Here is a 19743-nt window from a genome sequence, read left to right on the forward strand (position 1 = left end):
TTATTTCGATGCTCGAAATTAATCGCTTCCACGAGTCTTCCCCGCTGAATCGATTTACTGATTTGTTACACGAGGGGAAAAGACGGCATAATGGAGGAATAACAGAAAAAGCCTGGATCCAGGGCAAAGAGTTTTATCGCTGAGTGCGTTATTTTCTCTTTTCTGTTGCATCTGAACCTGCCCCTGAACCATAGTCAGGCGCGAATCTCTACAGGCTAAAGTGAAGGCCATAAGCTAAACTTTAGCTCCACAACATTACTTTAATAAGTTGGGGAAACAACAATGTTCCAGCAAGAAGTTACTATTACCGCTCCTAATGGTCTGCACACTCGCCCTGCTGCACAGTTCGTGAAAGAAGCTAAAGGTTTCGCTTCTGACATCACCGTGACTTCAAACGGTAAAAGCGCCAGTGCTAAAAGCCTTTTCAAACTGCAAACTCTGGGCCTGACCCAAGGTACCGTTGTGACCCTCTCAGCTGAAGGTGAAGACGAGCAGAAAGCCGTTGAACACTTGGTAAAACTGATGGCAGAGCTCGAGTAATACACAGCCGCTCTTATAAAGTTTAAACCAGTCAAGAGAAAGGTAGGGTTATGATTTCAGGCATTTTAGTATCTCCCGGTATCGCTTTCGGCAAAGCACTTCTGTTGAAAGAAGATGAAATTGTCATCAACCGGAAAAAAATCTCTCCAGATCACGTTGATCAGGAAGTTGAACGTTTCCTGACGGGCCGTGCGAAAGCGTCTGCTCAACTGGAAGTGATCAAGACCAAAGCCGGTGAGACCTTCGGTGAAGAGAAAGAAGCCATCTTCGAAGGCCACATCATGTTGTTGGAAGACGAAGAGCTTGAACAGGAAATCATAGCCCTCATCAAAGACGAGCACGCTTCTGCTGACGCTGCAGCTTTCTCTGTCATTGAAGGCCAGGCGAAAGCCCTGGAAGAGCTTGATGACGAATACCTGAAAGAACGTGCGGCTGACGTGCGTGACATCGGTAAACGCCTGCTGCGCAACATTCTGAACATGACCATCGTTGATCTGAGCTCCATCCAGGACGAAGTTATCCTGGTTGCGACCGATCTGACGCCATCAGAAACAGCGCAGCTGAACCTGAACAAGGTTCTGGGCTTTATCACTGATTTGGGTGGTCGTACTTCCCACACCTCAATCATGGCCCGCTCCCTGGAACTGCCTGCTATCGTGGGTACCAGCGATGTGACCAAACAAGTTAAAAATGATGACTATCTGATCCTCGATGCTGTTAACAATAAAATCTATGTCAACCCGACAGCAGACGTTATTGACGAGCTGAAAGCCGTTCAGAACCAGTACATCACTGAAAAAGACGAACTGACTAAACTGAAAGACTTACCGGCTATCACGCTTGATGGTCATCAGGTTGAAGTTTGTGCCAACATCGGTACCGTGCGCGACGTCGCCGGTGCAGAGCGCAATGGCGCTGAAGGTGTCGGCCTGTATCGTACAGAATTCCTGTTCATGGATCGTGACAGTCTGCCTACCGAAGAAGAGCAATTCCAGGCGTATAAAGCCGTTGCTGAAGCGATGGGGTCACAGGCAGTTATCGTACGCACCATGGACATCGGCGGTGACAAAGACCTGCCGTACATGAACCTGCCGAAAGAAGAAAACCCGTTCCTGGGCTGGCGCGCAATCCGTATCTGTCTGGATCGCAAAGAAATTCTTCACGATCAGCTGAAAGGCATTCTGCGTGCTTCTGCGTTCGGTAAACTGCGCATCATGTTCCCGATGATCATTTCTGTTGAAGAAGTGCGTGAACTGAAAGCAGAACTCGAAATGCTGAAAGTGCAGCTTCGTGAAAAAGGCCAGGCATTCGATGAGACTATCGAAGTCGGCGTGATGGTGGAAACACCCGCAGCGGCTGTGATTGCGCATCACCTGGCGAAAGAAGTCGATTTCTTCAGTATTGGTACAAACGATCTTACCCAGTATACTTTGGCGGTGGATCGCGGTAACGAGCTGATTTCTCATCTGTACAACCCAATGTCTCCGTCTGTACTTGGTTTAATTAAACAAGTTATTGACGCATCTCATGCTGCCGGTAAATGGACAGGGATGTGCGGCGAGCTAGCCGGTGACGAACGTGCTACACTTCTTCTATTGGGCATGGGGTTAGATGAGTTCAGCATGAGCGCTATCTCTATCCCACGCATCAAGAAAATTATTCGCAATACAAACTTCGAAGATGTGAAAGCGCTGGCAGACCAGGCCCTGGCCCAACCTACGGCGCAAGAGTTGATGAACCTGGTTAACAAGTTCATTGAAGAAAAAACACTCTGCTAATTGCGCGATGCTGGTAAAGCTGCCCAAATTAATGCTTAGGAGAAGATCATGGGTTTGTTCGATAAACTGAAATCATTGGTTTCTGATGATAAAAAAGACGTTGGCACTATTGAAATCGTAGCGCCAATCTCTGGTGAAATTGTCAACATTGAAGATGTGCCAGACGTTGTTTTCGCTGAGAAAATCGTTGGTGACGGTATTGCTATCAAACCATCTGGCAACAAAATGGTTGCTCCGGTTGACGGCACTATCGGTAAAATCTTCGAAACTAACCATGCTTTCTCAATCGAATCCGACAGTGGCATTGAGTTGTTCGTGCACTTCGGTATCGACACCGTTGAACTGAAAGGCGAAGGCTTCAAACGCATCGCTGAAGAAGGTCAACGTGTTAAGAAAGGCGATTTGGTTATCGAGTTTGATCTGGCTCTGCTGGAAGAGAAAGCGAAGTCTACTTTGACTCCGGTTGTCATCTCTAACATGGACGAGATCAAAGAGCTGATTAAACTGACTGGTAGCGTGACTGTGGGCGAAACCCCAATCATCCGCATCAGGAAGTAATTTGCTCAGCGAGAAGTAAAAAAACGGCGCCTAATCAGCGCCGTTTTTTATTGCCTCACATTTGCCAGTGCGGGACTTGAAGGCTGATGATCAGGCCATGAGGCTGCGCGTTACGGGCATCTACTTTCCCCTCATGCGCCAACATCACTTTGCGGGTGATCGCAAGCCCCAGGCCGTAGCCTTTGCCTGACAGCGGCGATTTCACGCGCACGAACGGGTCAAAGATACTCGACAGCTTATCTTCTTCCACGCCCGGCCCCTGATCGGCCACTTCAATTTGCAAATACTGTTCAACCTGAGCCAGTGAAACACTGATAGTTTGGCCGCGAGCCGAAAAACGCAGGGCATTACGCACCACATTATCCACCGCACGACGCATCAGCTCAGCATTACCCTTCACGGTGTAATCCATGTTATCCGGAGACCCGGGGTACATCGCGATTTCGACCCCCGGCAACTGCGCTTCATAGCGGGCATCATTAACGACCGCCTCCACCAATCCGTAGAGATCGAAATACTCTTCATCAGGGATTTCACTGCTTTCAGTACGTGACAACGCCAGCAGTTCGCCAATCATTTTATCCAGCCTGCCCGCTTCGTGTTCTATGCGACTCAGGGAGCTTTCGACATTCGACGGATTCTGCCGCGCCAGACCGATTGCCAGTTGCAAACGTGCCAGCGGAGAACGCAGTTCATGCGAGACATCGTGCAACAGCTCTTCACGCGCTTTGACCAGCACCTGCAGGCGTTCAGCCATAGAGTCAAAATCACGCGCCACTTCAGACAGCTCATCGTGCCGCTTACCCATGCTGGTAAACAGGCGGACTGATAAATCCCCCTGCGCCACCCGTCCGAAGGCTTTACGCATTTGCAACATTGGCCGCGTCAGGTTCCATGCCAGTACGGCGCTGAACAGTAAACCGCCCAGTCCACCCAGCCACAACAGTGGCGGCGGCATATTCAGCCAGTCCCTGTGACGTCTCGGGCGATATTCATGCATCAGCCCGTCAACATCATATTTCAGCCGGTAACCCTGCCCGTCCGGTCCCTGCACAAACTGCACGACTTCATGCGGAATTTTACCGGGTTCCAGATCCTTAATCGTATTGCCTTTAGCAGGCAGCAACGACGGCGACACTGAGAAGAATTGTCGGTCATCTTGCGGCCAGTCGGCCATCATGGCGTTAAGAGCAGGCAGACCGCCGTAATGCAGCGTGGAAACAGCCGAGGTAATTTGCAGTTTCACAAACCGGCGGGCAATTCCGCTTTCCGGCGGTTCATGTGGATTGTAGAAAGCAAAAACCACCCAGAGGCCCTGAGTGATCGCCACGAAAGTAAACCAGAATCCCAGCAGTATTTTCCAGAACAGTCTGCCGCGCAGTCGTTTAGCGGATTCGATAGCCAATGCTGCGCACCGTTTCAATAGTCAGAATATCGCCACCTTCCAGTGACCCCAGTTTCTGACGGATGTTACTGATATGCACATCAATACTGCGGTCATAAGCTTCGCGCGGACGCCCGAGACCTTTTTCCGACAACTCATCTTTCGATACCACGCGTTCAGGAGAACGTAACAGTAACTCCAGAAGGTTGAACTCAGAAGCCGTCAGATCGAATGGCACGCCGCGCCATTCACTGCTGCGGGTCGCCGGATTGAGCGTCAGATCGCCATAGTTGACCGAGGAGTTATCAGAGTGTGATTCCTGCTGCTCTTCCACACGACGCAGCACAGCACGCAGACGCGCCACCAGTTCGCGCGGATAGCACGGCTTTGGCATGTAATCATCTGCGCCCATTTCCAGACCGATGACACGATCAATGTTGTCACCCTTCGCGGTCAGCATGATGATCGGCAGACGGCTGTTTTTACGCACCTGGCGCAATACATCAATACCGCTCATGTCCGGCAGCATAATGTCGAGGATCATTGCGGTATATTCGCCAGACATCGCACCTTCCACACCCGCTTTACCGGTCAGCACCAGAGAAGCATCAAAGCCTTCTGCGATCAGGTATTCGCTGAGCATGGTGCCTAATTCAAGATCGTCATCGACTAATAAAATTTTCATTCTTCATTTCCGCCTGGCTAAAATTTTGGTCATTTTTACCACTAAGCCAGCCATTAGCAGCCGCTTTTACTCTAATTTTACATTCAACAGATGAATATAGGATCAAACATTAAACACACCTGTGGATAAATAACGGTCACCACGATCACAAATAATCGCCACAATCACGCTACCCGGATGATTTCTGGCGACGCGTAAAGCGCCCGCTACCGCCCCCCCGGAACTCACGCCACAGAAGATACCTTCCCTACGCGCCAGCGCCCGCATGGTGTCTTCTGCTTCGCCCTGCCCCATATCCATCACTTCATCGACCAGTTCAGGATTGAAAATGCCCGGCAGATATTCTTCCGGCCAGCGGCGGATACCTGGAATGCTGCTGCCTTCTGACGGTTGCAGCCCGACAATTTTCACGCCAGCATGCTGGCTGCGCAGATAACGGCTGACACCGGTTATCGTGCCGGTAGTGCCCATGCTGGAGACAAAATGGGTGATGCGCCCGTGTGTCTGTTGCCAGATTTCAGGGCCTGTCGTCGTAAAATGTGCGAGCGGATTGTCAGGATTGTTAAACTGATCCAGCACTTTCCCCAGTCCCTGTTTTTCCATTTCCAGAGCGAGATCACGTGCGCCTTCCATTCCCTGCGCGCGGCTGACCAGCAACAGTTCAGCACCATACGCCCGCATTGATGCCTGACGCTCAAGGCTCATATTTTCGGGCATCAGCAATTTAAGCCTGTAGCCTTTCAGCGCCGCAATCATCGCCAGCGCAATGCCGGTATTGCCGCTTGTGGCTTCAATCAGCGTATCCCCCGGATGAATTTCGCCCCGTTTTTCCGCCTGCTCAATCATAAACAGCGCGGCGCGATCTTTAACCGAACCGGCGGGGTTATTGCCTTCCAGCTTGACCCAAATCTCGCTGTCCAGCCCCTGCGTCAGACGCTGTAATCTCACCAGAGGGGTATTGCCGATGTAATGTTCGAGCGTACTCACGGGCTTGCCTTATATTAAAAAGGTATATTGACTGATAAAAAACACATAAACAGGTATCAGGCGATAAAAAGGGCGGCCCGATGACCGCCCTGAGAAAAATGCTGATTAAAAAATATCAGGCACTCTTCGCTAACGCAACGGGTTGTAACGGCTGGTCGCCAGCATACAGGCGGCCATTCAGTCCGCCGACATAGAAACGATCGCCGCGCTGAGGTGCGCTATTACCGTGGATTTCGGAAAGCACCACCGAAAGCGGTTCGTCGTGCCAGCCCTCGGCCTGCACGATAAGCTGCCAGAAATGGCCACGCGGGCTGACTTCCAGCACCTTCACCGGCAACGGACAGCGTGCTGTACTGTGCGGCGTAATTTCCATTTCCCAGGGACGCAGGAATAAATCGACCACACCCTGATGCAGGGGCGGGTTATCCAGCGGCCAGTGATATGCACCGACGTACAGCTGAGATCCCCGGATTTCGCCATGAATTTTATTAACTTCACCCATGAATTCCAGCACGAAACGGGTTGCCGGTTCACGCCAGATTTCCTGCGGGGCGCCGACCTGTTCGATATTACCCTGGCTCATGACCACCACGCGGTCAGCGACTTCCATCGCTTCTTCCTGATCGTGAGTCACGAACACGCTGGTGAATTTCAGTTCTTCATGCAACTGACGCAGCCAGCGGCGCAGCTCTTTACGCACCTGTGCGTCCAGCGCGCCAAAAGGTTCATCCAGCAGCAGAATTTGCGGTTCAACCGCCAGCGCACGGGCCAGCGCCACACGCTGTTTCTGACCGCCGGAAAGCTGTGCCGGATAACGGTTTGCCAGATGGCCAAGTTGCACCATCTCCAGCAATTTAGTGACTTTCTGTTTGATGGCTTCAGCATTCGGACGCTCACGGCGCGGCAGCACCGTCAGGCCAAACGCGATGTTGTCGAACACCGTCATATGGCGGAACAGCGCATAATGCTGGAAAACGAAACCGACCTGGCGATCACGGGCATGCAGGCGCGTCACGTCTTTACCGTGAAAACTCAGGTGTCCGGCGCTTTGATTTTCCAGTCCGGCGATAATACGCAGCAACGTGGTTTTACCTGAGCCGGAAGGCCCGAGCAACGCCACCATCTCTCCGGAAGCAATATCGAGCGAGATATCATTGAGCACCTTAGTGCGGCCAAAATATTTGTTGATACCGTTAATTTCAATGCTCATGACTTTCCTCCCGCTCAAGACGGTCGTTGTGGCGCTTCAGACGCCATTGCAGGCCGCTTTTCAGAAACAGTGTGACAATTGCCATCAGGGTTAACAGCGCAGCGGCAGTAAACGCGCCTGCGGTGTTGTAGTCCTGATGCAGTAATTCGACTTGTAATGGCAGCGTGTAGGTTTCGCCACGGATAGAACCGGACACCACCGATACCGCCCCGAATTCCCCAATCGCGCGGGCGTTGGTCAGCACCACGCCATACAGTAATGCCCAGCGGATATTCGGCAGGGTCACGCGGCGGAACATCTGCCAGCCGGACGCACCCAGTAACACCGCGGCTTCATCTTCATGACTGCCCTGACTCAACATCACCGGCACCAGCTCACGGATGACAAACGGACAGGTGACGAATACTGTCACCATCACCATGCCCGGCCAGGCGAACATAAACTGAATATTGTGCGCATCCAGCCAGCCGCCAATCGGGCCGTTGGTGCCGTAAAACAGCAAATACAGTAAACCGGCAACCACTGGTGAAACCGCAAACGGGATGTCGATCAGCGTCAGTAATAACTGACGTCCCGGGAAATTAAAGCGCGCGACCAGCCAGGCCAGCAACGTGCCGAAAATCAGGTTCACCGGCACGGTGATCAGCGCCATCAGCACGGTCAGCCAGATAGAATGCAACATGTCGGAGTCCGACAGGTTCTTCCACACCGCTGCAATGCCGTCGGAAAACGCCAGCACAAAAATGCTGATCATCGGGATCACCAGCAGCAGAATACAAATCAGCACCCCCGTGCCGATCAACGACCATTTCACCCAGTCAATACGCTGACGTCTTTCGCCCGCAAAAGCCGGAATATCAGACATTACTGGCCTCCCAGACGACGGCCATAACGGCTCTGTAAGGTGTTAATCGCAAACAGCAACAGCAGCGATGCGGCGAGGATCACCGAAGCAATAGCGCTGGCTGCCGGGTAATCAAACTCCTGTAAGCGGATAAAAATCATCAGCGAGGTCACTTCGGTTTTCCAGGCAATGTTACCGGCGATGAAAATCACTGCGCCGAATTCGCCCAGGCTGCGGGTGAAGGACAACGCCGTACCCGCCAGCAAGGAAGGCATCACTTCCGGCAACACCACGCGACGAAAACTCTGCCAGCGCGAAGCGCCCAGCGTTTCAGCCGCTTCTTCATATTCCGGGCCTAATTCTTCCAGCACCGGCTGCACGGTACGCACCACAAACGGGATGCTGGTAAATGCCATCGCCACCGCAATACCAAGCCAGGTGTACGCCACTTTGATATCAAAATGCGCCAGCCACTGACCGTAAAAACCGGTGGTAGAAAACAATCCTGCCAGCGTTAAACCGGCGACTGCCGTCGGCAGGGCAAACGGCAAATCCATCAGACCATCGATCAGACTTTTACCCGGGAATTCATAACGGGTCAGGATCCACGCCATCAGCATGCCGAAGAAACAGTTAAAAATACTCGCCACGCCCGCCGCCAGCAGCGTTACTTTATAGGCCGCCACCACCTGACCGTTGGTGATCACATCCCAATATTGTGCCAGTGTCATTTGTGACAACTGCATCACCAGTGCACTCAGCGGCAGCAACAGCACCAGGCACACGAACAACAAACTGCTGCCGAGGCTCAGGGTGAATCCGGGTAATACGCGTTTGCTCGACAACAACATTACTTGTGACCTTGCTCTAACAGTTTATCCAGCTCACCGCCGGTACTGAAATGGGTTTCCATCACTTGTGGCCAGCCACCGAACTGCTCTTCAACTTTGAACAGTTGGGTCTCCGGGAACTGCTCTTTCGCCGCCGCCATCGCCGTTTTGTCATACACGCGGTAGTTAAAACTGGTGATGATTTTCTGCGCCTGCGGGCTCCACAAATAATTCAGATAATCTTTTGCGGCTTTCTCTGTGCCATTTTTCTCAACGTTTTTGTCCACCCAGGCGACCGGGAACTCCGCCAGAATATCCACCTTCGGAACAATCACTTCATATTTATCATCACCGTACTGCTTACGGATGTTGTTCACTTCCGATTCAAAGCTGATCAACACATCGCCCAGTCCACGTTCGACAAATGTGGTGGTTGCGCCACGACCGCCGGTATCAAATACCTGCACGTTTTTCAGGAAACTCGCCATCTTTTCGCGGGTCTGCGTCTGGTTTTTATTGTCTTCCAGATTGAATGCGCCCCAGGCACCGAGATAGGTATAACGACCATTACCGGAGGTTTTTGGATTCGGGAACACCAGACTCACGCCCGGACGTGCTAAATCGTCCCAGCTGTGAATGTTTTTTGGATTGCCCTTACGTACCAGGAAGGCCATGGTGGAATAGAATGGCGAACTGTTATTAGGCAGACGGCTTTGCCAGTTGGCCGGGATCAGGTTGCCGCGGTCATGCAAAATCTGCACATCGGTCACCTGATTATACGTCACCACATCTGCTTTCAGGCCCTGCAAAATCGCCAGCGCTTGCTTGGAGGAACCGGCATGCGACTGTTTAATATCGAGTTTATCGCCATTATTTTGATCAGCCCACTGTTTCTGGAATGGCGGATTCAGCGCGGCAAAAAGTTCACGGGACACATCATAAGAGCTGTTGAGCAATTCGGTTGCCGAAGCCGCCCCGCTGGCCAGCAACAATGCCGCCACAGAACTTTTCAGCACATTGCCGGTAAATCCGAGTGTTTTCATGCTTAGCCTTAGGTGAGTGAACCGATATGCGACGCTGATATATGTCGCTCAATATCACACAGTGTATTTATAACTGAGGGTCAGGCTGTAACGGTTTTATATACCATTTGGTGATTTTCAAGCATGAAAAGCTATAAGGCATTAACAAGCGATGGGGGAATAACAAAAAGGGAAGAAGCAGGCGCGTCCGCGACGGAACGCGCCGGAAGAACTTAAAGCGCTAACAGTCGGGTCAGTGAAGGGGCGAAATAATAACTGCCGGTCACCGGACGGGTGAAGCGCAGCATGGCATCGCGTTTGCCATCAAGATCGCCAAACATGCTCAGCAGCTGTTTCTCAATGTTCCACAAACGGGCGCAATAGCTAATGAAATACAAACCGTGCTCACCGCTGGCCGTACCGTAAGGCAGGCTCTGGCGCAGAATTTTCAGGCCTTTGCCGTCTTCTTTCAGGTCAACACGACTGACGTGGGAAGTGTCCGGGCGAGTTTCTGAATCCAGCTCTTCGTCGGTTTCTTTTGTACGCCCGATAACATCTTCCTGCTGCTGCACGGAGAAGCGTTCCCATTGCACCAGATTATGTTTCCAGCGCTGAACCATCACGTAACTGCCGCCTGCATCAACACTGCCTTCAGGAATAATCGCCACCTGAGCGCGGGCTTCTGCTTTCGGGTTTTCAGTTCCGTCGATAAAACCGCTGAGGTCACGTTCTTCCAGCGCACGGAACCCGTGGGTTTCTTCTTCGACAGTGATTGAACTGCCGAAGGCTTTCAATGCCGCCTGTGCCAGCGCGAAGTTCACGTCATGACGCAGGGACTGAATGTGCAACAACATATCGCGCTGCGTCGCCGGTGCCAGACCTTTACCCAGCGGCTCGAAAGACTTCAGCTCAGCGGCACCCTGATTTCCGGATAAATCACGCCATACATCGTTGCCAAAGGCCACGACCGCACCAAGATGTTCAGTGGGAAATTTTTTCTGCATGTCTTCCAGTACGGCCAAAAATGCACGGCAGCCGTGCCGGAGCGCATCCAGGTCACCCTGAGCTTTCGCTTCAATGTAAATCGCGAAACGGCAATGTTCGGGTAAAATGCCGCTCTGAACCTGAGTCATTTTCTCATCCTCGTTAATTTGACCGGCGATATCATACCGGATGTCAATAAAAATGCCTTGCGCGAAGGCAAGGCATTGAGGGCTTTTTAAGCGGAGAAACCCGTTTATTGCGCGGCAGCGGCCTGCGCAGGATTAGCACGCCAGATAATTTTGCTGACCTTCCAGTCTTTCAGGGCATCATCCGAAGGCATCAGCGAATCCGGGCCATGCCAGATACCGCTGAACACATACGTCACGTGAGCACTTTGCGGCGCTTTACACTCGACGTTTTCAGCATCGTCCCCTTCGCCCTTCACGCACACATCGAAAGCCTTGCTGTAGAGATCGCTGAAGGGCGTACCGATTTTAACGCCCCATTCACTTTCAACTTTCGTATCAACAACATCGACGCGCTGGACGTTACCTTTCGGCTCACCGCTGATCGACATCTTCACGTCTTTACCGTCCATCGCCTGGAAGAAGCTCAGCATTTTGCCGTTGCTCATCGACATACCGCTGCGCAGGGTATAGTCGCCGTCCAGCGCATCTTTAATGGCCGTTTCTGTCAGCGGGGTGCTGGCTGTAATATCACCCACCCCTTTGTCGCTGACCGTCAGGCTGCTGCCAAACCAGTTAAGCGGATTCATGGCTGACCAGGACACGCCCGGCCATGACATAGATGACATCGACGAACAGCCGGTCAGGATCAGCGGCAGCACCAGTAACATCGGGCGAACCCGCAGGCGAACAGTCATTCGGTACACTCCTATACTCCCCGTTCCCGTTGGCCGGTGCGGCCTGACGGATAAACCGGCAGTGAAATTATTATTTATTTACGCATTATTGTTCAGCGCCAGTTCGAGTACTTTTCTGGTAAAAAAGTTCAGCCTCGAATGGAATATGCATCAGGCCAGACGCCGCGCGGCATCAAAACAAGCGCGCAGACGGCGGCTCAGTAACCAGTAAGCCAGCGCGGCGGCATCCAGCAAGGCCAGCACGATATCCACGCCGGAAATCGTATCTGTGCTTTGCCACAGCCCCAGCCCCTGCAATGCGAAAGTGATAAACATCCCTGCCAGGAGTAACCAGTAACCGGCCTGCCAGATACGCGGCCACAGATGGCGACGGCCGCTAAGCAGAAAAACCAGCGCGGGCGGCAACCCGAGCAGCATGCCAGACCAGAAACTTTGCTGATCAGGATAAAACAACGCCAGCAGATCACTCCCCTGCTGGCGCGATGCGCCGGCCATCACAAACAATAACCAGGTCCTCGCCTGCAAAATCAAAATAGTCCAGAACCACAGCGGCAATCGCAACATACCGTGGTCGTTATAATCATCCGGGTTCATAAAAAGGACAACATTCCTGCAAATAAGGTGAAAGTTAACCATCACTCAAGGACATACCCAAAATAATTCATAATCTGCAATGTAAAGTATGCCGGGTATGCGCTTAAGAAACTGTTAAGAACTGTCTGTTTTAATGGTCTCCAGCACGGCAAGACATGCGAAACGATGTCATAGTTGCCGGTACCCGGAAACGTTAAATTAAGGACGACCTATTATGATGAAGAAGATCACTCTGGCAACCCTGATTGCACTTTGTTCAGCGACTGCATTTGCCCAACAGACCGGTGGCTTTAACGGCCCGTCAGCGCAGGAGTCGCAGACCCAGCCAGCAGCACAGGGCGGTTTCACTGGCACCACGGCGCTGAGTACAGTAAAAGATGCGCAAACCATGAAAGATGATCAGTGGGTTATGCTGGAAGGGTTTATCGATCAGCGTATCGACCACGATAAATACATTTTCCGCGACAATACCGGCACACTCAATGTCGAAATTGACGGCAAACGCTGGCAGGGACAGAACGTGTCGCCGAAGGACAAAATCCGCATTGAAGGTAAAGTCGATAAAGACTGGAACTCTGTGGAAGTGGATGTCAAAAGCGTAAAATTGATTAAGTAAATCAGAAAACTAAAAGCCCCGGCAAAGTCATACTTGCCGGGGCTTTTTATTGAGGAAACAGCTTCAGTACTCTTGATCTTCGATCAAACGTTTGCCAAGCAAAAGAGTATCCGAAATTTCATAACCCAGTTTTTCATACATACTGACCACTGCATCGTTTTCAGCACGCACCATTAAATTCATCTTCGGGCAGCCGCGGGCGATTAACTTCTTCTCCAGACGGTTAACCAGCGCATTGGCAATGCCACGCCCGCGATAATCCGGATGCACACCCAGATAATTCGCCGAACCACGATGACCGTCATACCCCCCCATCAGCGTGCCTACCACTTCACCACCGACTTCCGCCACCAGGAAAAACTCCGGGCTGTGGTTAATTTTACGTTCAATATCCAGCTCAGGATCATTCCACGGGCGCAATAAATCGCAGCGCTCCCATAAGGTCAGTACTTCTTCAAAATCTTCTTGACGGTATACGCGAATTTCCATCACTGTTCGCCGCTGTTGATAGGGGTTTATATGATTATCGCGTGATCTGTTTGATACGCAACATCAAAATCACAAATTGAGGACTTTACAAACCATTTTGAACGATAAAATCTTCACATAAAACAACGTGACACCTTTCCTGCAACGGATATTTATTCGGTCATGACATCATTCACGACACAATATTCATAAAAAGTAATAGTTCTCAGATCGAAACTATAAAAAAGATACTCTATAACATAGAGCATTCTGCACTTTTCTGACGGTAACGGACTGATGTTAAACCCTCTGAACAAATTTCTGCATTTCCAGCCTTTGCCTGCCACCGCCACACGTCGCCAGCTATTGTTGTCCGGGCTGGGATTAGCGATTGCCGCATTCGGTTCGCGCTCTGCCAGCGCTGCGCAGCAGGAACACATCACCAAATCAGCCCCGGCCCCTAAACCGCCAGGCGCAAAAAAACTGGTGATGATTGACCCCGGCCATGGCGGCATCGATTCCGGTGCGGTCGGTCATGAAGGCTCGGAAGAAAAACACGTCGTGCTGGAAATCGCCAACTATGTGCGGGAATTCCTCGGCGAACAAAGTCATATTGAAGTTAAACTGACCCGTGACTCTGATCACTTTATTCCGCTTTATCAGCGCGTTGAACTGGCGCATCAGCATCAGGCCGATTTGTTTGTCTCGATTCATGCCGATGGTTACACCAGCCCCACCGCTTCCGGCGCGTCTGTTTTCGCCCTCTCTAATCGCGGTGCCAGCAGCACAATGGCGCGGTATATGTCAAAAAAAGAAAACGATGCCGATCTGGTCGCGGGCGCGAAATATGCCAAAGAAGACAACAATTATCTGCAACAGGTTTTGTTCGATCTGGTGCAAACCGACACCATCAAAAACAGTCTGACATTAGGGCATCACGTGCTCGACAGGATCCGCCCGATCCACCATCTGCACAGCCAGCAGACCGAACAGGCGGCGTTTGCTGTTCTGAAATCTCCGTCGATCCCGTCGATTCTGGTGGAAACTTCGTTTATCACCAATCACCAGGAAGAACAGTTGCTCAGCACCACAGCGTTCCGTCGCGAGATCGCACAGGCGATTTCTCAGGGTATTGTGAATTTCTTCAGTTACTTCGATGCCAATGAACGCAAGCCACGGTAAAGTTCTTCCGCCACCAAAAGCAGACGCATCTGGGCGACCCGGATGATTTTGGGTATATAATCACTTCCTCTTTCTGATTCAGCGCCTGCAAAGCGCTGAATGTCTTTTCAGTCAACGTCTGCGAGTTTGCCCGTGAGCCAATCCATTCCCGACATCCAGCAAGTTAAAACTTTCCTGCTTAAGCTCCAGGATCATATTTGCCAGCAACTGGCCGCCGCTGATGGCAACGGCCAGTTCTCTGAAGATCAATGGGTACGGGAAGAAGGTGGCGGCGGCCAGAGCCGGGTGCTGACCCATGGCGCAGTGTTTGAACAGGCGGGGGTAAACTTCTCGCATGTTGCCGGTGCCACCCTGCCTGCCTCAGCAACCGCGCATCGCCCCGAACTGGCTGGTCGCAGTTTTCAGGCGATGGGCGTTTCACTGGTTATTCATCCGCTGAATCCTTATGTGCCAACCAGCCACGCCAACGTACGCTTTTTCATTGCGGAAAAGCCCGGCGAAGCACCGGTCTGGTGGTTTGGCGGTGGCTTTGACCTCACGCCTTATTACGGTTTTGAAGAAGATGCCCGCCACTGGCACCTGACAGCACAACAACTTTGCCAGCCGTTTGGCGATGATGTGTACCCGAAATACAAAAAGTGGTGCGACGATTACTTCTTTATCAAACACCGCAACGAAGCACGCGGTATCGGCGGCTTATTCTTTGATGACCTGAATTCGCCGGATTTCGACACCAGCTTCAGCTTTATGCAGGCCGTGGGCAACGGCTTTACCGACGCTTATCTGCCCATAGTGGAAAAACGTAAAGCCCTGCCGTGGGGCGAACGCGAGCGCCAGTTCCAGCTTTACCGCCGTGGCCGCTACGTCGAATTCAATCTGGTGTGGGATCGCGGAACACTGTTTGGTCTGCAAACCGGTGGCCGTACAGAATCCATTTTAATGTCGATGCCGCCGCTGGTGCGCTGGGAATACGGCTATCAACCTGAAGAAGGCAGCCCGGAGGCCGCGCTTTACAGCGATTTCCTGCCAGTTCGCGACTGGCTGGCTGAAAAGGGCTTATCTGAAAACGGAGCGCCAAACTGATGCAAATCTGGGTTGATGCAGACGCCTGTCCGAACGTCATTAAAGAAGTGCTGTTCCGCGCCGCGGAACGCACCGGCATGATGGTGACACTGGTTGCCAACCAGATCATCCGCACACCGCCGTCAAAATTCCTGCGCACCTTACGCGTAGAAGCGGGTTTCGACGTTGCGGATAACGAAATTGTGAAACGCACCGAACCCGGCGATCTGGTGATCACCGCCGATATTCCGCTGGCAGCGGAAGTGATTGAAAAAGGTGGTGTTGCGCTCAACCCACGCGGCGAGCGTTACACGACTGAAACCATTAAAGAACGTCTGAATATGCGTGATTTCATGGACACCATGCGCGCCAGCGGCGTACAGACCGGCGGACCACCCGCGCTTAATCAGCGCGACCGCCAGCAATTTGCCAATGAACTGGATAAGTGGCTGCAACACGCTAAAAAATAATCCGATCTGGCTGACGAAACCGACGTACCACTACATTAATTAAAGGAATAAAAAATGGTCAAAAAGATCATCCTTGATTGCGATCCGGGGCACGACGACGCTATCGCGATGTTACTGGCTCACGGTAACCCGGAAATTGAGTTGCTGGCCGTTACTACGGTCGTCGGCAATCAAACGCTGGAGAAAGTCACCCGCAATGCCCTTGCCGTGGCGCGTGTTATTAATCTGACCGGCGTGCCGTTTGCGGCGGGCGCAACCCGTCCGCTGGTGCGTCAGATTGAAGTGGCTGACGAAATCCACGGCGAATCAGGTCTTGACGGGCCGGTGCTGCCGGAAGCCGTCATTACGCTGGAGCCGGTTCACGCTATCGATTTGATCATTGATTTGATCATGTCTCATCCACCGAAAACTATCACGCTGGTACCCACTGGCGGGCTGACCAACATAGCCATGGCGGTGCGCAAAGAACCGCGCATTGCTGAACGCGTGAAGGAAGTCGTGCTGATGGGCGGCGGTTATCACGTGGGTAACTGGAGTGCGGTCGCAGAATTCAATATCAAGATTGACCCTGAAGCCGCGCATATCGTGTTCAACGAAAAATGGCCGCTGACCATGGTCGGACTGGATTTAACCCATCAGGCGCTGGCGACACCAGAAGTCGCCGCGCGCATTGCCGCTGTGGGTACTCAGCCCGCTAAATTTGTCGGTGAGTTGCTGGAGTTCTTTGGTCTGAGCTACAAAGACCGTCAGGGCTTTGATTCTCCACCGGTTCATGATCCTTGTGCTGTGGCTTACGTGATTGATCCGAACGTAATGACCGTGCAAAAAGTGCCGGTGGATATCGAACTGACCGGCACTTTAACGCTGGGCATGACAGTAGCCGATTTCCGCGTCCCAGCTCCGCCGGATTGCCATACACAAGTGGCAGTTAAACTTGATCATCAGCGTTTCTGGGATCTGATCGTCGATGCGCTGGAGCGTATCGGCGAAGTAAAATACTGAGCCAGCGATTGAGAAAAACGGGCCTCGCTATGAGGCCCGTTTTCTTCACTATAAGGTGTTTATAAAGGCTCGGTTTGTGCTTCAACGACAGCCAGCGCCACCATATTGACTATTCGCCTGACCGATGCAATTGGCGTCAGGATATGTACCGGTTTCGACACCCCCATCAGCACCGGTCCGACGGTCACTCCTTCCGAACACGACACCCGCAGCAGGTTGTAACTGATACGCGCTGATTCCATGTTCGGCATGATCAGGATATTTGCTGAACCTTTCAGCGGGCTGTCCGGCATGATGTCCTGGCGGATGCTTTCGACCAGCGCCGCGTCGCCGTGCATCTCACCGTCAATTTCCAGATCAGGAGCACGCTCATTAATCAGCTCCAGCGTACGCCGCATTTTCAGCGCAGCCGGGCTGTCTGATGTACCAAAACTGGAATGCGACAACAGCGCAACTTTCGGCTCAATGCCAAACCGCCTCACCGTTTCTGCCGCCATCAGCGTGATTTCCGTCAGTTGTTCCGGCGTCGGGTCATCATTGACGTAGGTATCCGCAATAAAAGTGTTGCCGCTCGGCAGCAACAGCGCATTCATCGCCCCGGCAACATGTGTACCTTTGCGAAACCCGAATACATTCTCCACGATATCGTAATGCTCATGATAGGTGCCAACCGTGCCGCAAATCATCGCATCGGCTTCTCCGCGCAGCAGCATGATGGCAGAAATCAGTGTCGGATTGCCGATCACTGCCCGACGCGCCTGCTCCTGCGATACACCGCGCCGTTTCATCAGCTCATAATATTCACGCCAGTATTCATTAAAACGCGGATCAGATTCGTTGTTCACCACTTCAAAGTCCCGTCCCGCTTCCAGTTGCAGGCCGAGCTTTTTGATGCGCATAGCGATGACACTGGGACGCCCGACCAGAATTGGCTTCGCCAGCCCGAGGGAAATCAGCTCCTGCGTGGCATGCAGTACGCGCTCCTCTTCTCCTTCTGCCATCACCACCCGTTTAGCGTCTTTCTTCGCCTGCGAGAAAATGGGTTTCATGAACAGATTGGTTTTGTAGACGAACTCGGCGAGTTTTTCGGTATACGCTTCCAGATCCTCAATCGGGCGCATGGCCACACCGGAATCCATTGCAGCTTTCGCCACCGCAGGCGCAATTTTCACGATCAAACGCGGGTCAAAAGGCTTAGGAATAATATATTCGGGGCCGAAAGACAGCTCTTCTTCACCGTAAGCGGAAGCCACCACATCACTTTGTTCGGCCATCGCCAGATCCGCGATAGCATGAACGCAGGCCAGTTTCATTTCTTCATTAATGGTGGTCGCCCCGACATCCAGCGCGCCGCGGAAAATGAACGGGAAACACAGCACATTGTTCACCTGATTCGGGTAATCCGAGCGTCCGGTGCAGATAATGGCATCCGGCCGGACGGCTTTTGCCAGCGGCGGTAAAATCTCCGGCTCCGGATTGGCCAGCGCCAGAATCAGCGGATCTTTGGCCATGGTTTTCACCATCTCCTGCGTCAGCACGCCGGGGCCGGAACAGCCCAGGAAAATGTCCGCATCCGGGATTGCATCGGCCAGCGTACGCTGGCCGTTATCTGCAATGGCATACGCCGCTTTGGTTTCGGCCATATTTTCTTCACGCCCCTGATAAATCACACCACGGGAATCGCAGGCCGTGATGTTGTGGCGTTTCAGCCCCAGCGCCACCAGCAAATTCAGGCAGGCGATGGCGGAAGCCCCTGCGCCGGAAACGACCAGCCGCACATCGGAAATGCTTTTCCCAACCACGCGCAGACCATTTAATACTGCGGCAGTACAGATAATGGCGGTGCCGTGCTGATCGTCATGAAACACCGGGATTTTCATGCGTTCCCGAAGCTTTTTTTCAATGTAGAAACATTCCGGCGCTTTGATATCTTCAAGATTGATGCCACCGAATGTCGGCTCTAGTGCGGCAATCACATCGATCAGTTTATCGGGATCGTTCTCATCCACTTCGATATCAAAAACATCGATACCGGCGAATTTTTTGAACAATACGCCCTTGCCTTCCATCACCGGTTTCCCTGCCAGTGCACCGATATTCCCCAGTCCGAGAACGGCAGTACCATTGGAAATCACCGCCACCAGATTGCCGCGTGCGGTGTATTTGTATGCCGCCAGTGGATCTTTAGCGATCTCCAGACACGGGGCAGCAACGCCCGGAGAATAGGCCAGCGCCAGATCACGTTGTGTCGCAAGAGGCTTGGTGGGCGAAACCTGAATTTTTCCGGGCACCGGAAACTCATGGAAATCGAGCGCACTTTGCTTGAGTTGTTCGTCCATTGCAGGATCCTTTTCTTGTTTTTGTAGGGTACGGGGAAATATCAGCATCTGGTTTTCCCGCTGACCAGTATAGATAACCCTGCCACGACTAAACGCGGATCACGACCAAAAATTAGCGGTTACATTGATTACTTTTCATTCATGGAAGACGTCTCGTAAAAATGCACTAAGCTTAAAGTTTGTCCTTGCGCTTTTCTCGCCAGACGCTCAGTTTGACGGGCAACAGGGGCCGCCATTGTTGAGACCCATTGCAGTAATCAGAAAAAGCGCATTCAGTTTGTTAACCGGATGATGCAGGGTAGGAG

General features: G+C 52.2%; 19 protein-coding genes and 1 pseudogene. 8 read left to right on the forward strand and 12 right to left on the reverse strand.

The window, feature by feature from the left end; genetic code table 11:
* Positions 1-282 precede the first annotated feature (282 nt).
* From ptsH to crr, 3 genes and pseudogenes are all read left to right on the forward strand, one after another.
* On the forward strand, positions 283-540 hold the full coding sequence (ptsH, locus tag AC1DUO_RS02300; protein WP_013574433.1) for a phosphocarrier protein Hpr: 258 nt from the start codon (positions 283-285) through the stop codon (positions 538-540).
* 50 nt (positions 541-590) lie between these two features.
* Positions 591-2388, forward strand: a pseudogene (gene ptsI / locus AC1DUO_RS02305) (phosphoenolpyruvate-protein phosphotransferase PtsI).
* Positions 2367-2876, forward strand: coding sequence for a PTS glucose transporter subunit IIA (gene crr, locus AC1DUO_RS02310; protein WP_013574431.1), 510 nt, complete (start codon positions 2367-2369; stop codon positions 2874-2876). Before ptsI ends, crr begins: the two are co-directional and overlap by 22 nt.
* A gap of 55 nt (positions 2877-2931) precedes the next feature.
* On the opposite strand, the gene AC1DUO_RS02315 is transcribed toward crr, so the two are convergent.
* The 10 genes from AC1DUO_RS02315 to AC1DUO_RS02360 form a co-directional block, all read right to left on the reverse strand.
* A complete protein-coding gene (locus AC1DUO_RS02315) occupies positions 2932-4281 on the reverse strand; it encodes a HAMP domain-containing sensor histidine kinase (protein ID WP_013574430.1) in 1350 nt (449 codons plus the stop codon).
* Positions 4262-4945, reverse strand: a complete 684-nt coding sequence (locus AC1DUO_RS02320) for a response regulator transcription factor (RefSeq protein WP_013574429.1) — start codon at positions 4943-4945, stop codon at positions 4262-4264. The genes AC1DUO_RS02315 and AC1DUO_RS02320 overlap by 20 nt, the downstream gene beginning before the upstream one ends.
* A 102-nt stretch (positions 4946-5047) precedes the next feature.
* Positions 5048-5932, reverse strand: a complete 885-nt coding sequence (cysM, locus tag AC1DUO_RS02325; protein WP_013574428.1) for a cysteine synthase CysM — start codon at positions 5930-5932, stop codon at positions 5048-5050.
* A gap of 115 nt (positions 5933-6047) precedes the next feature.
* A complete protein-coding gene (gene cysA, locus AC1DUO_RS02330) occupies positions 6048-7142 on the reverse strand; it encodes a sulfate/thiosulfate ABC transporter ATP-binding protein CysA (protein ID WP_013574427.1) in 1095 nt (364 codons plus the stop codon).
* Positions 7132-8007, reverse strand: a complete 876-nt coding sequence (gene cysW, locus AC1DUO_RS02335) for a sulfate/thiosulfate ABC transporter permease CysW (RefSeq protein WP_013574426.1) — start codon at positions 8005-8007, stop codon at positions 7132-7134. The genes cysA and cysW overlap by 11 nt, the downstream gene beginning before the upstream one ends.
* Positions 8007-8837, reverse strand: coding sequence for a sulfate/thiosulfate ABC transporter permease CysT (gene cysT, locus AC1DUO_RS02340; RefSeq protein WP_013574425.1), 831 nt, complete (start codon positions 8835-8837; stop codon positions 8007-8009). The genes cysW and cysT overlap by 1 nt, the downstream gene beginning before the upstream one ends.
* Positions 8837-9859 (reverse strand): thiosulfate ABC transporter substrate-binding protein CysP, encoded by a 1023-nt coding sequence (gene cysP, locus AC1DUO_RS02345; RefSeq protein ID WP_112151264.1) that lies wholly within the window; start codon positions 9857-9859, stop codon positions 8837-8839. The genes cysT and cysP overlap by 1 nt, the downstream gene beginning before the upstream one ends.
* Positions 9860-10071: 212 nt before the next feature.
* Positions 10072-10971, reverse strand: coding sequence for a Dyp-type peroxidase (locus AC1DUO_RS02350; protein WP_037036357.1), 900 nt, complete (start codon positions 10969-10971; stop codon positions 10072-10074).
* A 104-nt stretch (positions 10972-11075) separates the two neighbouring features.
* Positions 11076-11705 (reverse strand): RpoE-regulated lipoprotein, encoded by a 630-nt coding sequence (locus AC1DUO_RS02355; protein ID WP_183065307.1) that lies wholly within the window; start codon positions 11703-11705, stop codon positions 11076-11078.
* Positions 11706-11855: 150 nt separating this feature from the next.
* Positions 11856-12299: a DUF2919 domain-containing protein gene (locus tag AC1DUO_RS02360; RefSeq protein WP_013574421.1), complete on the reverse strand. Its 444-nt coding sequence runs from the start codon at positions 12297-12299 to the stop codon at positions 11856-11858.
* A gap of 217 nt (positions 12300-12516) precedes the next feature.
* Here AC1DUO_RS02360 and AC1DUO_RS02365 point away from each other — a divergent pair, with 217 nt between their 5' ends.
* A complete protein-coding gene (locus tag AC1DUO_RS02365; protein WP_041673194.1) occupies positions 12517-12915 on the forward strand; it encodes a YgiW/YdeI family stress tolerance OB fold protein in 399 nt (132 codons plus the stop codon).
* 63 nt (positions 12916-12978) lie between these two features.
* Here AC1DUO_RS02365 and AC1DUO_RS02370 read toward each other — a convergent pair whose 3' ends face one another.
* Entirely contained in the window at positions 12979-13404 is a 426-nt protein-coding gene (locus AC1DUO_RS02370) for a GNAT family acetyltransferase (RefSeq protein ID WP_013574419.1), read from the reverse strand.
* 276 nt (positions 13405-13680) lie between these two features.
* On the opposite strand from AC1DUO_RS02370, the gene amiA reads away from it, so the two are divergent.
* From amiA to uriH, 4 genes are all read left to right on the forward strand, one after another.
* Complete coding sequence (amiA, locus tag AC1DUO_RS02375; protein WP_037036359.1) at positions 13681-14565, forward strand: N-acetylmuramoyl-L-alanine amidase AmiA; 885 nt, start codon at positions 13681-13683, stop codon at positions 14563-14565.
* A 99-nt stretch (positions 14566-14664) separates the two neighbouring features.
* Positions 14665-15648: an oxygen-dependent coproporphyrinogen oxidase gene (hemF, locus tag AC1DUO_RS02380; RefSeq protein ID WP_015689490.1), complete on the forward strand. Its 984-nt coding sequence runs from the start codon at positions 14665-14667 to the stop codon at positions 15646-15648.
* Positions 15648-16097, forward strand: a complete 450-nt coding sequence (locus tag AC1DUO_RS02385) for a YaiI/YqxD family protein (RefSeq protein WP_013574416.1) — start codon at positions 15648-15650, stop codon at positions 16095-16097. Before hemF ends, AC1DUO_RS02385 begins: the two co-directional genes overlap by 1 nt.
* Positions 16098-16151: 54 nt before the next feature.
* Entirely contained in the window at positions 16152-17099 is a 948-nt protein-coding gene (gene uriH / locus AC1DUO_RS02390; protein ID WP_013574415.1) for a uridine-preferring nucleoside hydrolase UriH, read from the forward strand.
* 59 nt (positions 17100-17158) lie between these two features.
* Here uriH and maeB read toward each other — a convergent pair whose 3' ends face one another.
* Positions 17159-19438, reverse strand: coding sequence for an NADP-dependent oxaloacetate-decarboxylating malate dehydrogenase (gene maeB / locus AC1DUO_RS02395; RefSeq protein WP_013574414.1), 2280 nt, complete (start codon positions 19436-19438; stop codon positions 17159-17161).
* Between the last annotated feature and the right edge of the window lie 305 nt (positions 19439-19743).

Source organism: Rahnella sp. P4_A8, assembly GCF_056402435.1.

Coding starts and splice junctions, on each gene's coding strand:
- ptsH (WP_013574433.1), top strand. CDS start 283: ATGTTCCAGCAAGAAGTTACTATTACCGCTCCTAATGGTCTGCACACT.
- crr (WP_013574431.1), top strand. CDS start 2,367: ATGGGTTTGTTCGATAAACTGAAATCATTGGTTTCTGATGATAAAAAA.
- AC1DUO_RS02320 (WP_013574429.1), bottom strand. CDS start 4,945: ATGAAAATTTTATTAGTCGATGACGATCTTGAATTAGGCACCATGCTC.
- cysA (WP_013574427.1), bottom strand. CDS start 7,142: ATGAGCATTGAAATTAACGGTATCAACAAATATTTTGGCCGCACTAAG.
- cysW (WP_013574426.1), bottom strand. CDS start 8,007: ATGTCTGATATTCCGGCTTTTGCGGGCGAAAGACGTCAGCGTATTGAC.
- cysT (WP_013574425.1), bottom strand. CDS start 8,837: ATGTTGTTGTCGAGCAAACGCGTATTACCCGGATTCACCCTGAGCCTC.
- cysP (WP_112151264.1), bottom strand. CDS start 9,859: ATGAAAACACTCGGATTTACCGGCAATGTGCTGAAAAGTTCTGTGGCG.
- AC1DUO_RS02350 (WP_037036357.1), bottom strand. CDS start 10,971: ATGACTCAGGTTCAGAGCGGCATTTTACCCGAACATTGCCGTTTCGCG.
- AC1DUO_RS02355 (WP_183065307.1), bottom strand. CDS start 11,705: ATGACTGTTCGCCTGCGGGTTCGCCCGATGTTACTGGTGCTGCCGCTG.
- AC1DUO_RS02360 (WP_013574421.1), bottom strand. CDS start 12,299: ATGAACCCGGATGATTATAACGACCACGGTATGTTGCGATTGCCGCTG.
- AC1DUO_RS02365 (WP_041673194.1), top strand. CDS start 12,517: ATGAAGAAGATCACTCTGGCAACCCTGATTGCACTTTGTTCAGCGACT.
- AC1DUO_RS02370 (WP_013574419.1), bottom strand. CDS start 13,404: ATGGAAATTCGCGTATACCGTCAAGAAGATTTTGAAGAAGTACTGACC.
- amiA (WP_037036359.1), top strand. CDS start 13,681: ATGTTAAACCCTCTGAACAAATTTCTGCATTTCCAGCCTTTGCCTGCC.
- hemF (WP_015689490.1), top strand. CDS start 14,665: ATGTCTTTTCAGTCAACGTCTGCGAGTTTGCCCGTGAGCCAATCCATT.
- AC1DUO_RS02385 (WP_013574416.1), top strand. CDS start 15,648: ATGCAAATCTGGGTTGATGCAGACGCCTGTCCGAACGTCATTAAAGAA.
- uriH (WP_013574415.1), top strand. CDS start 16,152: ATGGTCAAAAAGATCATCCTTGATTGCGATCCGGGGCACGACGACGCT.
- maeB (WP_013574414.1), bottom strand. CDS start 19,438: ATGGACGAACAACTCAAGCAAAGTGCGCTCGATTTCCATGAGTTTCCG.